12 protein-coding genes are annotated in these 13,093 nt (G+C 72.4%); 1 reads left to right on the top strand and 11 read right to left on the bottom strand.

Features of this window, described 5'->3' with window-relative positions; genetic code table 11:
• Positions 1-102: 102 nt before the first annotated feature.
• Positions 103-1,263 carry a helix-turn-helix domain-containing protein gene (locus tag ACIRL2_RS16735; protein WP_331771519.1) on the bottom strand — a complete coding sequence of 387 codons (1,161 nt, stop codon included), beginning with the start codon at positions 1,261-1,263 and terminating at the stop codon, positions 103-105.
• A gap of 92 nt (positions 1,264-1,355) precedes the next feature.
• Between ACIRL2_RS16735 and ACIRL2_RS16730 the strand changes: the two genes are divergently transcribed.
• Positions 1,356-2,546, top strand: coding sequence for a M20 family metallopeptidase (locus tag ACIRL2_RS16730; RefSeq protein ID WP_395871372.1), 1,191 nt, complete (start codon positions 1,356-1,358; stop codon positions 2,544-2,546).
• Between the two features lie 66 nt (positions 2,547-2,612).
• On the opposite strand, the gene aroC is transcribed toward ACIRL2_RS16730, so the two are convergent.
• The 10 genes from aroC to ACIRL2_RS16680 all read right to left on the bottom strand — a co-directional run bounded on the left by aroC (position 2,613) and on the right by ACIRL2_RS16680 (position 12,993).
• Positions 2,613-3,845: a chorismate synthase gene (gene aroC / locus ACIRL2_RS16725; RefSeq protein ID WP_395871374.1), complete on the bottom strand. Its 1,233-nt coding sequence runs from the start codon at positions 3,843-3,845 to the stop codon at positions 2,613-2,615.
• 555 nt (positions 3,846-4,400) lie between these two features.
• On the bottom strand, positions 4,401-5,183 hold the full coding sequence (locus ACIRL2_RS16720) for a sulfite exporter TauE/SafE family protein (RefSeq protein ID WP_395871376.1): 783 nt from the start codon (positions 5,181-5,183) through the stop codon (positions 4,401-4,403).
• Positions 5,180-6,223: a zinc-binding dehydrogenase gene (locus ACIRL2_RS16715; RefSeq protein ID WP_395871378.1), complete on the bottom strand. Its 1,044-nt coding sequence runs from the start codon at positions 6,221-6,223 to the stop codon at positions 5,180-5,182. Before ACIRL2_RS16715 ends, ACIRL2_RS16720 begins: the two co-directional genes overlap by 4 nt.
• Positions 6,220-7,128 (bottom strand): ABC transporter permease, encoded by a 909-nt coding sequence (locus ACIRL2_RS16710; protein ID WP_395871380.1) that lies wholly within the window; start codon positions 7,126-7,128, stop codon positions 6,220-6,222. Before ACIRL2_RS16710 ends, ACIRL2_RS16715 begins: the two co-directional genes overlap by 4 nt.
• Before the next feature lie 15 nt (positions 7,129-7,143).
• Entirely contained in the window at positions 7,144-8,271 is a 1,128-nt protein-coding gene (locus ACIRL2_RS16705) for an ABC transporter permease (RefSeq protein WP_395871382.1), read from the bottom strand.
• Complete coding sequence (locus ACIRL2_RS16700; protein ID WP_402232734.1) at positions 8,268-9,965, bottom strand: ABC transporter ATP-binding protein; 1,698 nt, start codon at positions 9,963-9,965, stop codon at positions 8,268-8,270. The genes ACIRL2_RS16705 and ACIRL2_RS16700 overlap by 4 nt, the downstream gene beginning before the upstream one ends.
• Complete coding sequence (locus tag ACIRL2_RS16695; protein ID WP_395871386.1) at positions 9,940-11,019, bottom strand: BMP family ABC transporter substrate-binding protein; 1,080 nt, start codon at positions 11,017-11,019, stop codon at positions 9,940-9,942. The genes ACIRL2_RS16700 and ACIRL2_RS16695 overlap by 26 nt, the downstream gene beginning before the upstream one ends.
• 308 nt (positions 11,020-11,327) lie before the next feature.
• Positions 11,328-11,693, bottom strand: coding sequence for a cupin domain-containing protein (locus ACIRL2_RS16690; protein WP_331771510.1), 366 nt, complete (start codon positions 11,691-11,693; stop codon positions 11,328-11,330).
• A gap of 83 nt (positions 11,694-11,776) precedes the next feature.
• Positions 11,777-12,502: an FCD domain-containing protein gene (locus ACIRL2_RS16685; protein WP_331771509.1), complete on the bottom strand. Its 726-nt coding sequence runs from the start codon at positions 12,500-12,502 to the stop codon at positions 11,777-11,779.
• A gap of 5 nt (positions 12,503-12,507) precedes the next feature.
• Positions 12,508-12,993 carry a VOC family protein gene (locus ACIRL2_RS16680; protein ID WP_331771508.1) on the bottom strand — a complete coding sequence of 162 codons (486 nt, stop codon included), beginning with the start codon at positions 12,991-12,993 and terminating at the stop codon, positions 12,508-12,510.
• Positions 12,994-13,093: the final 100 nt, after the last annotated feature.

Genomic DNA, 13,093 nt, shown 5'->3' with positions numbered 1-13,093 from the left:
GGGCCGGGCAGCGCGGGGCCGGGTCGCACAGGGCCAAATCGCACGATGGCGGGCCGCGTCGTGCCGGGTGGCGCGGATCCGCCGGGGTGCGCAGGAGCGGGCCTAAGGCACTTCCTTGAGGGCCAGGAGGAGTTCGCGGGCGGTCAGCGCCGCCTGGAGTTGGAGGGTGACCTCCGGGTCGAGCGGATTGGCGCCCAGGAGCTCGCGGATCTGGCCGATCCGGTAGCCCACCGAGTTGCGGTGCAGGTGCAGCAGTTCGGCGACCGCGGCGCGGCTGCCGTTGGTGGCCAGCCACGCGCTGAGCGTGGCCACCCACTCCTCGCGTTCCAGGATCGGTCCCAGGTGCTGGTCCACGAACGCCTGGAGCCGGGCCGGCGGCACCCCGAACAACAACTGGGCCAGGCCCAGCGAGGAGAACATCAGCTGCACCTCGCCCGGGCGTCGGCGCAGCAGTCCGAGCACCGTCTCCGCGTCGTGGAACGAGCGCGCGGTCCCGCGCGGGTCGCTGACCGTGGGACCGGCCGCGGCCAGGACGGGGACGTCGCCGACCATGCCCTGGAGCCGGATCCGGATCCGGCTGATCTCCCGCTCGATATTGCCCGAGAGCACCGCGAGGCCCAGCTCGCCCTCCTGGCGCACCGGCATCTCCAACCACGACAGCGCGGTGGTCCAGGTGCGCTGGTTGGGTCCGGCGTAGGCGAACACCACGGCGGAGTGCGGGCGATCCAGATGCAGGCCGAAGCGCGCGGCGGTGCGGGTCACGTCGCCGAGGTTGCGCAGCGCGCCGTAGCGCAGTTCGTCGATCAAGCGGCCGGCCGTCTCGGCGGTCGCGGTGGCCACCGCGTCCCGGCGGATCGCCTCGATCGCCACCGCCGTCACCGCCGCCCGCAACAGCGGTTCGTCGTCGTCGGCGCCGTCCGGCTCGCCCAACAGCAGCAGCCCGACCCGGCGTTGCGCCACCCGTACGGCAAGCGCGGAGGCCCGCCAGCCCTCGTCGCAGGTGACCTCGACCACCTTGTCGTCGACGAACACGTGCGCGACGGCGACCGGTGTCATCGACTCGGTGCCGTCGTCGGTCGCGGCGAGCACTCCGCCGTGCACGCCCACCAGCCGGGCGGTCCTGCCGGTGCGTTGCGCCAGGGCTCGCAGGATCGCGAGCCAGCCGTCGCCGGAGAGGGCGAGCACGTTCAGTTCCCGCTCGAACGCCTGCGCCCGGTCCGGCACGGGGGTCCGGTTTTCCGTGACTTCCACCTTGTCGATCATGGATTTCCGCACCTTATCCGGTCGTTGTTACGCGGAACAGATACTTCGATCGGTCACTTCCCGTTACGTCTTTCCTGGGGCAGGATGCGCGCATGCGAGCCTTCGACCTCGCGGCCGGCGCAAAGGCCGCTGCCCAGGCGGCGGTGCAAGCCGCCGCCCCCGATCTGGTTGCACTCAGTCACCGACTGCACGGCCACCCCGAACTCGGCTTCGCCGAGGAACGCGCGTGCGGCTGGCTGGGCGAGCAACTGAGCGAGCACGGCTTCACCGTCACCCCGGGGGTCTGCGATTTGCCGACCGCCTTCGTCGCCGAACGCGGCAGCGGACCGCTGGTGCTGGGAATCTGTGCCGAGTACGACGCGCTGCCGGGCATCGGGCACGCGTGCGGGCACAACGTGATCGCCTCCGCCGCGACCACCGCCGCGCTCGCGCTCGGCGCGCTGGCCGACGACCTGGGCATCACCGTGCGGGTGCTGGGCACCCCCGCCGAGGAGAACGGCGGCGGCAAGGTGCTCATGCTCGAGCGCGGCGCGTTCGCCGGGGTGCACGCGGCAATGATGGTGCACCCCTCGCCGCGCGAGCGCCTGGACCCGACCTGCCTGGCCCGCGCGCAACTGCACGTCGAGTACGACGGTCGGGCCGCGCACGCCTCCGCGTGTCCCGAGGACGGCGTCAACGCCGCCGACGCGCTGACCGTGGCCCAGGTGGCGATCGGGCTGCTGCGCCAGCACATGACGCCGGATCAGCGGGTGCACGGGATCACCACGACCGGCGGTCAGGTGCCGAACGTGATCCCCGAGCACACCGAGGCCGCCTATTACGTGCGGGCCGCGACGCTGGCCGGGTTGACCGATCTGGAGGCGCGGGTGCGCGAGTGCTTCCAGGCGGGCGCGGTGGCGACCCGGTCGCGGCTGACCATCTCCTCGACCTCGCCCGCGTACTCCGAGTTCCGGCACGACGGCGACCTGCTGGCCGCGTACGAGCGCAACGCACTGGCCGCGGGACGCGAGTTCCCACCGGTGACCGCGGTCGACGACCGGCAGGCGGGCTCCACCGACATGGCCAACGTGTCGCTGGCGATTCCCGCCATCCAGCCACTGGTCTCGATCGACTCGGGCACCGTCGGGCTGCACCAGGCCGAGTTCGCCGCGTACGCCGTGCGGCCCGCCGCGGATCGGGCGCTGCTGGACGGTGGTCTGGCGATGGCCTGGACGTGCGTGGACGCGGCGCTGGACCCGGGCCTGCGCGAGCGGCTGCTCGCGGGCGCGCCGGCCGAGGGCTGACCCGCCGATGGGCTCCGGGGTGATCGCCCCGGAGCCCATCGGTCGCCTGCGGCTCGACACCCGCGCTCACGCGTCGGCGACGGTCACCGGCAGGGCCGCGAGGTACGCCTGGGCGTTGCGGCGGGTCTCGGCCACGCTGTCCCCGCCGAACTTCTCCAGCACCGCGTCCGCGAGCACCAGCGCGACCATCGCCTCGGCGACCACGCCGGTGGCGGGCACCGAACACACGTCGCTGCGCTGGGCGATCGCCTTGGCCGGGTCGCCGGTGCGCACGTCGAAGGTGGCCAGCGCCCGGGACAGGGTGGAGATCGGCTTCATCGCCGCGCGTACCCGCAGGAGTTCGCCGGAGGTCATGCCGCCCTCGATGCCGCCCGCGCGTCCGGTCTCGCGGCGCACCCGGGCGGGTCCGGGTCGGCCGGGGGCGACCGGGGTGATCTCGTCGTGCGCGACCGAGCCGCGCCGGGTCGCGGTCGTGAAGCCGTCGCCGACCTCGACCCCCTTGATCGCCTGAATGCCCATCAGCGCGGCGGCGAGCCGGGCGTCCAGGCGCCGGTCCCAGTGCACGTGGCTGCCCAGGCCCGGCGGCAGGCCGTACACCACCACCTCGACCACGCCGCCGAGCGTGTCGGCGTCCTTGTGCGCGGCCTCGATCTCGGCGTTCATCGCGGCGGCGGTGTCGGGGTCCACGCAGCGCACAGGGTCGGCGTCGATCGCGCCCCCGCTGCCGGGTTCGGGCACCAGCGCCCCGGGCAGCGCAACCGCGCCGATCCGCACCACGTGGCTGAGGATCTCCACGCCCAGCGTCTGGGCCAGGAACGCGCGCGCCACCTCACCGATGGCCACCCGGGCAGCCGTCTCGCGCGCGCTGGCCCGCTCCAGTACCGGGCGGATGTCGTCGAAGCCGTACTTCTGCATGCCGGCGAGGTCGGCGTGCCCGGGCCTGGGCCGGGTCAGCGCGGCGCCGCGACCGCGGTCCGGGAGCCGACCCGGTTCGTCGTAGCGCCGGCCGTCGGCGTCGGTGGGGTCGGGGGCCATCACCTCGGCCCACTTGGCCCATTCGGTGTTGGCCACACGCAGCGCGACCGGGCCGCCCTGGGTCACCCCGTGCCGGACGCCGCCGTTGAACTCGACCTCGTCGCGTTCGAACCGCATCCGCGCACCCCGACCATTGCCCAGGCGGCGCCGGGCCAGCGCCCGGGCCAGATCGGCGGAGGAGATCTCCACCCCGGCGGGCAGTCCCTCCAGGACGGCGGTGAGCGCGGGTCCATGCGATTCACCTGCGGTGAGCCAGCGGAGCATGGGAGTCCTTCTTTCAGGGAGACGGATCGGTCGGACGGCAGGGGGTGCGCGTCACGCGGAGCGGAGCGGGTTGCGGGCGAGGGCGTGTCGTCGGCGGGGGGAGCCTTGTCGGCGAGAGGTCGGGCGGGCGGGGGGTGTGAGCGTTACGGGTGGCGGGGCGCGTTGTGGGCGCGGCGCGTCGTCGCGGGGTGCATCGTGAATGGTGGGGCGCGTGGTGGGTGGGGCGCGTGGTGGGTGGGCGGCTCGAGCAGGCGAGGTGGCTCGGGTGAGTGGGATGGGGTCGGAAGGGGAGTGGACGGGCGAATGGGCTCGCGGGTGCGTCTGGAGGTCGGGCGGCGGGGTGGGTCGGGTTATGGGCGAGGGCGTGCCGTGGGCGGCGGGAGCCCTGTGGGGGCCGGGTCGGGCGCGCGGGGCGGATCGGCTCGCGAGGGCGAGAGGTCGGGCGGGCGGGTCGGGTTATGGGCGAGGGCGTGTCGTGGGCGGCGGGAGCCTTGTGGGGGCCGGGTCGGGCGGGTGGATGTGGCTGGGGGTGGGTGGAGGGGAAGGGTTTGGGGGTCAGGTGAGCAGCAGGGCGATGCCTACCGTTGTGCCGACTACGACCACCAGGGTGCGGAGGACCGGGGCCGGGACTCGGCGGCCGAGGAGTGCGCCGAGGCGGCCGCCGGCCACCGAACCCAGGGCGAGCAGGAGGACCGGGATCCAGGCCACGTCGGCGGTGAGGGTGAACAGGAGCGCGGCCACCAGGTTGACCAGGGCTTGGAGCAGGTTCTTCAGGCCGTTGAGCAGGTTCAGGTCCTCGTCGAGCACCGTGGCCAGCAGTGCCAGGAGCAACACGCCCTGCGCGGCGCCGAAGTAGCCGCCGTACACGCTGACCGTGAACACCGCGGCGGAGAGGGCCGGGCCGACGCCGGTACCCGTGCCCGTGTCGTGCTCCGGGTCCGCGTGTCGTTCGCGACGGGCGCGCAGGCGCCGGGACAACCACGGCTGGACGGCCATCAACAGCGCGGCGAGCAGTATCAGGGCCGGTACCACCGCGCGGAACGCGCCCGGTGGCAGGCCGAGCAGGAGCAGGCCGCCACTGGCCCCGCCGAGCACCGCGGCGATCGACAGCGGCAGCAACCGCGCCGACTGCGCGGCCAGTTCGCGCCGATATCCGAGCGCGCCGCTGATCGAGCCGGGGGTGAGCCCGACCGTGTTGGACACGTTGGCCACCACCGGCGGGTAGCCGAGCGCGAGCAGGACGGGAAAGGTGAGCAGCGAGCCGGAGCCCACCACGGTGTTGACCGTGCCCGCGCCGAGGCCCGCCACGAGCACGAGCAGGGCCTCGGCGGGGCTCATGCCGAACTGCCGGGCAGCAGGGTGATCTTGCCGAACGCGGCGCCGCCCGCCAGCCGGCGATGCGCCTCGGCGGCGTCAGCGAGCGGGTAGGTGGTGTCCGGGACCGGGAACAGCCCCCGCTCCAGACAGAACCCGATCATGGTCTCGAAGTCCGCCGCGCCGCACGAGCCCGCGCCCAGCAGCGTGACCCCGGTGTGGAAGGCGTGCGGCAGGTCGAACGTCGCCTCGGTGCCGGTGGTGTCCCCGCAGAACACCAACCGGCCGCGCGGGCGCAGCGCGTGCAGCGACGCCTGGAACAGCGCCGGGCCGACATGGTCGAGCACCAGGTCCACACCGGCCCCGCCGGTCGCCGCCCGGGCCTGGGCAACCGGATCCGAACTGCGGGTATCGATCAGCACGTCGGCACCCAGCGCCGCCATCCGGTCCAGTTTGGCCCGGGAGCCGGAGGTGACCACGACGCGGGCGCCCAGGGCCCGGGCCAGCTGCACCGCGGCGATGCTGACCCCGCTGCCCGCGCCGTGCACCATCAGCGTCTCGCCCGCGCGCAGGCCGCCGCGCACGACCAGGCCCTGCCAGGCCATGCCGTACGCGGTCGGCAGGCTCGCCGCGGCCTCGTGTTCCCAACGCGCCGGGATCGGGTGGGTGCGGCCGGCGGGCACCACCATCAACTCGGCGTAGCCGCCGGGCCGGTTGCCGCCCACCACACGCAGTGCCGCGCACCAGGCGTCCTCCCCCGCCCGGCACGCGGCGCATCCACCGCAGTGCAGCGCCGGGTTGACCAACACCCGGTCGCCGACCCGGCGTTCGCGCACCCCCTCGCCGATGGCGAGCACGTCGCCGGAGACGTCCATCCCGGGCACGTGCGGAAGGGTGAAGCCGGGCAGCAGGCCGGGACCGCGGCGTTGCAACAGGTCGAGCCGGTTCACCGCGGCGGCGCGGACGGCGATCAGCACTTCGCCCGGGCCCGGTTCGGGATCGGGCAGTGCTGCCGCTTCGAGGATCTCGGGGCCGCCGTGTCCCCGGTGTAGAACGGCCCTCACACGATCCCCCGCACGAACGGGGCCCCGAGTGCGGCCGGTTGACGGTGCGTCTTGGCCAGGAACATCATCGCGAGCAACGCCAACAGATAGGGCGCGGCGATCAGCAGTTGCGAGTTGAGGTGCACGCCCAGCGCGGGCAGCGCCAGCCGCATCGCGTCGGCGGCACCGAACACGAGGCAGCCGGCCATCGTGCCGCGCAGCGTCCAGCCGCCGAAGATCACCGCGGCGATCACCACGAAGCCGCGACCCGCGGTCATGTTCTGGTTGAACGCGCCCACTTCGCCGACCGCGAGGTAGGCGCCGCCGAGTCCGGCGAGCACGCCGCACAGGAGCACGCTCTGCCGGCGCCGGCGACGCACGTCGATCCCGGTCACGTCGGCCGATTGGGGGTTCTCCCCGGCGGCGCGCAGTTCCAGACCGAATCGGCTGCGCTGGACCAGCCACCACACCAGCGGGATCACCCCCACCAGCAGGTAGGCGGGCCAGCGGTGGGCGAACAACACCGGTCCCAGCAGCGGCAGGTCGGACAGGATCGGGATGTTCACCGCGTCCACCTGATGCCCGGTCAGGTCGACCGAGTCGAGCAGGAAGCTGGTCAGGCCGAGCACGAGCGCGTTCAGGGCGAGCCCGACCACGTAGGTGTTGACCGACAGGCGGTGGCTGAACTCGGCGTGCACAAACCCGATGACCAGTCCGGCGACCATGCCGAACGCCAGTCCGAAGGACGCGGATCCGGTCAACGAGGCGCCCCATACGGCGTTGAACGCGCCGCCGAGCATCATCGCCTCGACCGAGATGTTGATCGTGCCGGCCCGTTCGGCGATGTACTCGCCGCACGCGGCGAAGGCCAGTGGCACGGTGAGGCGGACCGAGCTGGCAAGGACCATGGCAAGGTCGTCGATCATGTCAACCTCCCGGTCTCAGGCCGCACCGACGGCGCGCCGGCGGCGCACCTCGGCGTAGGCGGCGGGAAAGACCGTGGCCAGCACCAGGAGCGCGGTGACCACGGCGACGATGTAGCGCGGTACGCCGGTCGCGGACAGGAAGCCGCCGCCGGCGCGCAGTGCCCCGAAGAACAGCGCGACGGGCACGGCGAGCATCGGCTTGTCCCGGGCCACCAGCGCGACCAGCAGCCCGTCGAAGCCGACGTTGTCGGCGAAGCCGTCCTGCATGCGGTGGCCGCTGCCGGTGAGCATCACGCCGCCGGCCAGGCCGGCGAACGCGCCCGAGGCGAGCAGCGCGCCGCCGCCGATCAGCACCGCGCCGACACCGGCCCGATGCGCGGCCTTGGGGTTGAGCCCGAGCATCCGCACCCGGAAGCCGAGCCGGCTGCGCACCAGGACCACCGAGGTGCCGACCGCGAGCACGAGCGCGATGAAGATGCCCGCGCCGATGTTGAAGTTCGGGTACTCGCCGATCCGGGGCAGCCAGACCGACTCCGCCAGCATGTCCGACTGCGACGTGGTGACCTGGCCGGGCACCGCCTTCTCGCGTAGCAGCGACGGCGAGTTGACCGCGTACGAAACGGCCTGGTTCGCCACGAAGATCAGCAGCAGGGTGCTGATCACCACGGCGACGCCGCGCCAGTAGAAGAGCAGGGCCGCGATGGCCGCCCACAGGGCGCCGCCGACCGCCGCGCCGAGCAGGGCCAGGATCAGCACGAGCGCGCCGGGGCCGGGGGTGAACAGGGCGATCGCGGCGCCGACGCTCGCGCCGACCAGGAGTTGGCCCTCCTGGCCGATGTTGAAGATGCCCGCGCGGGCGGCGATCACCGAGCCGATCGCGACCAGGAGCAGCGGTGCGGCCTGGTCGATGCTCTGCCCGATGGCCGCGCCGTCGGCCAGGCTGCCGTCGTACATCGCGCTCGCCGCGTCCCACGGGGACTGGCCGACCAGTGCGATGAGCAGGCCGGCCAGGACGAGTGCGGTGGACAACGACGCCGCGTACAGCAGCGGGGTGCCCAGATCGGCGATCCGGGGTCGGCGACGAGGGCCGGCCGACGGGGCGGCGACGGCCGGGGCGCGTTCGGATGTCAGGGTCGAGGTCATGCCGCCTGGCCTCCCATCAGCAGGCCCAATCGCTCGGTGTCGACGTCGGCGCGGTCCATCTCGCCGACGACGGCGCCTCGGTGGATGACCGCGACGCGGTGCGAGAGTGTGAGGATCTCGCCCAGTTCGGTGGACAGCAGCAGCACCGCGATGCCGGAACGCGCCGCGGCGTGCAGCCGTTCGGTCATGTACTCGATCGCGCCGATGTCCAGACCGCGGGTCGGTTGTGCGGCAACCAACACCGCTGGTTGGGCAGCAAGTTCGCGGGCCAACACCACCTTTTGCTGGTTGCCGCCGGACAGTTGTCGCATCGGGGTGTCCGGAGAGGGGGTGGCGATCTCGAATTCCTCGATCAACTGCCGGGCCCGCGCCGCCATCCGGCGCCGACTCAGCAGTCCCTTGCGAGTGACCGAGGCCAGGTCGGCCAGGACCAGGTTCTCCGCGACGCTCATGTCCAGCACACAACCGGACACGTGTCGGTCCTCGGGCACGATGCCGACCCCGGCGGCGTGCATCGCGCCGGGCCGGCCGGCGGCCACCGGCGCGCCGCACACCTCCACCCGGCCGGCGCTGAGCGGAAGCAGGCTGGAGAGCAGATCGCCCAGCGCCGCTTGGCCGTTGCCCTCGACGCCGGCGATGCCCAGGATCTCGCCGGCGCGCACCTCCAGGGTCAGCCCGCGCAGCAGCGGGCGTCGGTCGGTGGTGCTCGCGTGCGCGTCGCTGATCCGCAGCCGTACCTCGCCGGCCGGCGGCCTGGGCTCCGGGACGGGCTCGGCGGCCGGTTCGCGTACGTCCAGCAGCGCTTCCCCGCCGGTCGGGGTGCCGGTGCCGGGCTCGATCAGCGCGTCCAGCGCGCCGACCGCCGACGCGGCGGTCCACTTGGACAGTTCGCGCCCGACCATCTCCCGGGCCAGTGAGCGCACATCGGTGTCGGCGGTGGCCCGCCGGGCCACCACGCGCCCCTGGCGCATGATGGTGACCCGGTCGGTGGCGTGCACGATCTCGTCCAGCTTGTGGCTGATCAGGATCACCGCCTTGCCCTCGTCGGCGACCACCCGGCGCAGCACGGTGAACAGTTCGCGCGACTCCTCCAGGGTCAGCACCGAGGTCGGCTCGTCCAGGATCAGCACGCCGGGGTCGCGGCGCAGGCACTTGACGATCTCGACGCGTTGGCGCTGGCCGGTGGACAGGTCCTCGACACACGCGTCGGGGTCCACCTCCAGGCCGTAGCGCCCGCCCACGTCACGCACCAGCGCACGGGCCCGGTCCCGGTCCACCCGGCCCCGGTCGCCGAGCACCACGTTCTCCCAGACGCTGAGCCGGTCCACCAGGCTGAAGTGCTGGTGCACCATGGAGATTCCGTGTGCCGCGGCGGCCGAGGGGTCGGTGATCGTGGCGGGTTCGCCGCGCAGCAGGATGCGGCCGGTGTCCGGCACGACCAGGCCGAGCAGGATCTTCATCAGGGTGCTCTTGCCCGCGCCGTTCTCGCCGAGCAGGCCGTGGATTTCGCCGGCCTGCACCCGCAGCGAGACGTCCTCGCACGCTCGCACCGCGCCGAACCGCTTGCCGATGCCGAGCAGTTGCACGACGGGGACGGTGAGAACGGACGGCGCGGCCGGGTGCTCGGCGGCGGCCCGGGGTCGTGGGTCGGGGGTGGTCACGGCGGTGTCACTTGCCTGCGGCGACGGCCTCATCGACCTTCACCTTCCCGCTGCCGATGTCCTGGATCAGGGTCTTGAGCTGCTGCTCCTGGTCGCCGGTGGGCTTGCAGAGCTTGACCGTGGGCACCGGGTCCTTGCCCAGGTGCCATTCGCGGGCCACGCCCATCCGCAGGGTGCCCTTCTTGAAGTCCTCCAGCGCGCCGGCGAAGTAGGCGCCAGGGCTGAAGATCACCGACACCGCGTACTGCGCGCCCGGCGTCGAGCAGCGGTCGGTGCCGGGGGTGAGCGCCGGGACGCCCTTCTCGTTGGCGAGTTGGGTGACCACGTCGGTGGCGCCGCCGAGGTAGGGGTAGATCACCTTGACGCCCTGGCTGATCTGCGCCTGGGCGGCCTCCTTGGCCTTGCCGGAGTCGTTGAAGTCGCCGGTGTAGGTCTGCACCATCTCGGCGTCCGGGACGACCTTCTTGATGCCCGCCTCGAAGGCCTTGGCCACGTCCCGGGCGAACTGGAGGTCGGGGCCGGTGATGTAGCCGGCCTTCTTGCCGCCGTTCTCCTTGAGGATCAGGCCGGCCGCGTAACCGGCCACGTAGAGCGATTCGTTGATGTAGTCGAGGGACTGGGTGAACTCGGGGGTCTGGGTCACACCCTGGCCGCCGCTGATGTACCAGGCGATGCCCTTGCACTGCGGTTCCTTGGCCGCGCTGAGCGCGTCCTTGAGCTCGCTGGCGCCGATCGCGATCATGTCGACCTTCTGCCGACACAGGTTGCGGGCCTGCTGGACCGCGTTGGCCGGGTTGATCTTGTCGACCACGACGAGCTTCCACCCGTTGGCGTCGGCATAGCCGTTCGCCTCGTCGACGAAGCTCTGGTAGTAGCCCTTGTCCTTGGTGTCGCCGGGGCTCATCACCCCGATGACGACCTTCTTGTCCTTGTTGACGTCGGGTTCGTTGGCGGGAAGGGTGCCGGCGCCGGGCGCACCGGCCGAGGCGGGCGCCCCGGCGGAGGTGGAGGAGGAAGAGGAGCCACCGCCACAGGCGGTGACGAGCAGTCCCGGTATGATGACCGAGGCCGCGATGACTCGAACCATGTTCTTCATCGGAAGGTCTCCAGACGAATCAGGGCGCGTTGGTTCGACACGGACCGACGGGTGCGCGGCGACCCGGGCGGGCACGGTGGGCGTGCCGGGCTCGGGTGTTCGGTGCCGCGGGCCGGGGTTGTGGAATGTCGGTCCGGCGGAGGGCCCGTTCCGGTTGCGCGGGGGATTGCGGCCCGGAAGCGGGTGGGGGTCGGTGCGCGGCGCCTGGGGCGACCGCTACCGTCCGACAGTGGTGTGGTGGTGCCGAGTTGCCTGTTCGCGATCCCGCGAGGGTGCGGTGCCGCGATCTCTGCCGTGGATCAGCCGTTGCGGTATTCGTCGCGCGGCGGGGTGAAGATGTCCAGGATCCAGGTCTCGCCGTGCTCGGGGTCGCCGATGAACAGGCTGTCCCCGTGATCGCAGCCCTTGGGCGCCCAGTAGACGTCGCCCGGGCCGAGCACCTGCCGCTCGTCCGAGTCGATCCGGAAGTCCAGCTTGCCCTTGAGCACCATGCCGTACTGCTCGTGCTCGGGATGGTCGTCGTAGGGGGTGGGACCGCAGCCCTCGCGGATCCGCCACAGGGTCAGCATCATCTCGTCGCCGGTGTAGACCCGGCGCCGGAATCCCGGCTTGACCTCGACGAACTCGCTGTCGTCGAAGGCCCAGACGCGTTGTACCTCGCTCATGTCAGGACCGTCCTCTCCGGTAGATGCGCGCAATTGCTCCCTCGGACGGGCCGGCCGTCGTGCCGACCGCGCCAGAGCGTGTCCTAGAACATCCGGGCGGTCATCTGCCGCTCGACCTCGCCGAGGTGGTCGGCGGCGGCGCGTGCGGCGGCGTCGGGGGCGCGGGCCGCGACCGCCTCGGCGATGCCGCGGTGTGAGCGGCAGGACTCGGCGATCACCTGGCGCACCGCCTCGGCGTTGCCCTCGGCGTCGAGGAGCGAGGCGAAGTCGCCGGACGCGAATACCGCGTCGAGCACCTTCGCGTACAGCTCACGCAGTGTGGTGTTGCCACACGCGCGGGCCAGCGCCGCGTGGAAGCGGCGGTCCTGGCGGCGGAACGCCTCCAGGGTCATCTGTGCGTCGAAGCCGGCCGCGAGTTCGCTGATCTCGGCCCGTTCGTCGGGTGCGGCCCGGATGGCGGCGAGGCGGGCGATGGCCACCTCGGTCACCTGCCGTACCTCGAACAGTTCGGACACGCGCAGCTTGCGGCCGTCGTCCTCGTCGAAGGACACCCCGGGCAGTCGCTCGGCAACGTAGAACCGGTTGCCCCGCTTGACCAGGCAACCCAGCGAGACGAGTCCTTGGATCGCTTCCCGCACCGAGGTGCGGGCCACCCCGAACTGCTCGCACAGGGTTCGTTCCGGGGGCAGTTGGGCGCCGGGGCGCAGGTCGCCCTCGCGCACGCTCGCCAGGAGCGCGTCACGGACCTCCTCGGAGATCGTGCGGCGCGCGACCTTGGCGAACGGGATCCGGTCCCCCGGTGCCCGCAAGGGCACTACGCGCCCGCCAGGGCCGCGAAGCGCTCGCGCTCGGCGTCCAGGTCCAGCGGCCGGATGATCGCCTCGTGCTCCTCGTCGCCCCAATACGCGGGCGGGACCAGCCACATGACCTCGAACTCGAGGCCGTCGGGGTCCTTGGCGTACAGGCTCTTGTTCGCGCCGTGGTCGCTCGCGCCGATCAACGCGCCCGCCGCCACCAGGCGTTCGCGGGCCTCGGCCAGCGCGTCGAGCGAGGGCACCTCCCACGCCACGTGGTACATCCCCACGGTGCGCCGGCCCGCCTGCGAGTCGCCCGCCTCGGCACCGATCGTGAAGAACGCGATGTCGTGGTGGTTCTCGGAGGCGGGAGCCCGCATGAAGACGTAACTGCCGGGCGGGCCGTCGATGACGGTGATGAAGTCCAGCACCTCGTTGTAGAACCGGGCGGTCCGGTGTGCGTCGCGCACGTACAGCACCGCGTGGTTCATCCCGGTAACGGCCACGATCGGGCCTCCTCAGGGTGTGGGTCAGGCTGTTGGTCTGACAATCAGAAGGTATGAAGCTCGGTCAGGTGTGGTCATTGGTCTCCCAGCACAACCCCAC

The sequence above is a fragment of the Embleya sp. NPDC127516 genome (genome assembly GCF_044765325.1).
Classification (GTDB): Bacteria; Actinomycetota; Actinomycetes; order Streptomycetales; family Streptomycetaceae; genus Embleya.
Note: the sequence above shows the minus strand (reverse complement) of the source record. Positions and strands in the feature narration are given on the sequence as shown.

Excerpts from the sequence above, each read along its gene's own strand:
- ACIRL2_RS16735 (WP_331771519.1), bottom strand. The coding sequence starts at position 1,263 with ATGATCGACAAGGTGGAAGTCACGGAAAACCGGACCCCCGTGCCGGAC.
- ACIRL2_RS16730 (WP_395871372.1), top strand. The coding sequence starts at position 1,356 with ATGCGAGCCTTCGACCTCGCGGCCGGCGCAAAGGCCGCTGCCCAGGCG.
- aroC (WP_395871374.1), bottom strand. The coding sequence starts at position 3,845 with ATGCTCCGCTGGCTCACCGCAGGTGAATCGCATGGACCCGCGCTCACC.
- ACIRL2_RS16720 (WP_395871376.1), bottom strand. The coding sequence starts at position 5,183 with ATGAGCCCCGCCGAGGCCCTGCTCGTGCTCGTGGCGGGCCTCGGCGCG.
- ACIRL2_RS16710 (WP_395871380.1), bottom strand. The coding sequence starts at position 7,128 with ATGATCGACGACCTTGCCATGGTCCTTGCCAGCTCGGTCCGCCTCACC.
- ACIRL2_RS16705 (WP_395871382.1), bottom strand. The coding sequence starts at position 8,271 with ATGACCTCGACCCTGACATCCGAACGCGCCCCGGCCGTCGCCGCCCCG.
- ACIRL2_RS16700 (WP_402232734.1), bottom strand. The coding sequence starts at position 9,965 with ATGAGGCCGTCGCCGCAGGCAAGTGACACCGCCGTGACCACCCCCGAC.
- ACIRL2_RS16695 (WP_395871386.1), bottom strand. The coding sequence starts at position 11,019 with ATGGTTCGAGTCATCGCGGCCTCGGTCATCATACCGGGACTGCTCGTC.
- ACIRL2_RS16690 (WP_331771510.1), bottom strand. The coding sequence starts at position 11,693 with ATGAGCGAGGTACAACGCGTCTGGGCCTTCGACGACAGCGAGTTCGTC.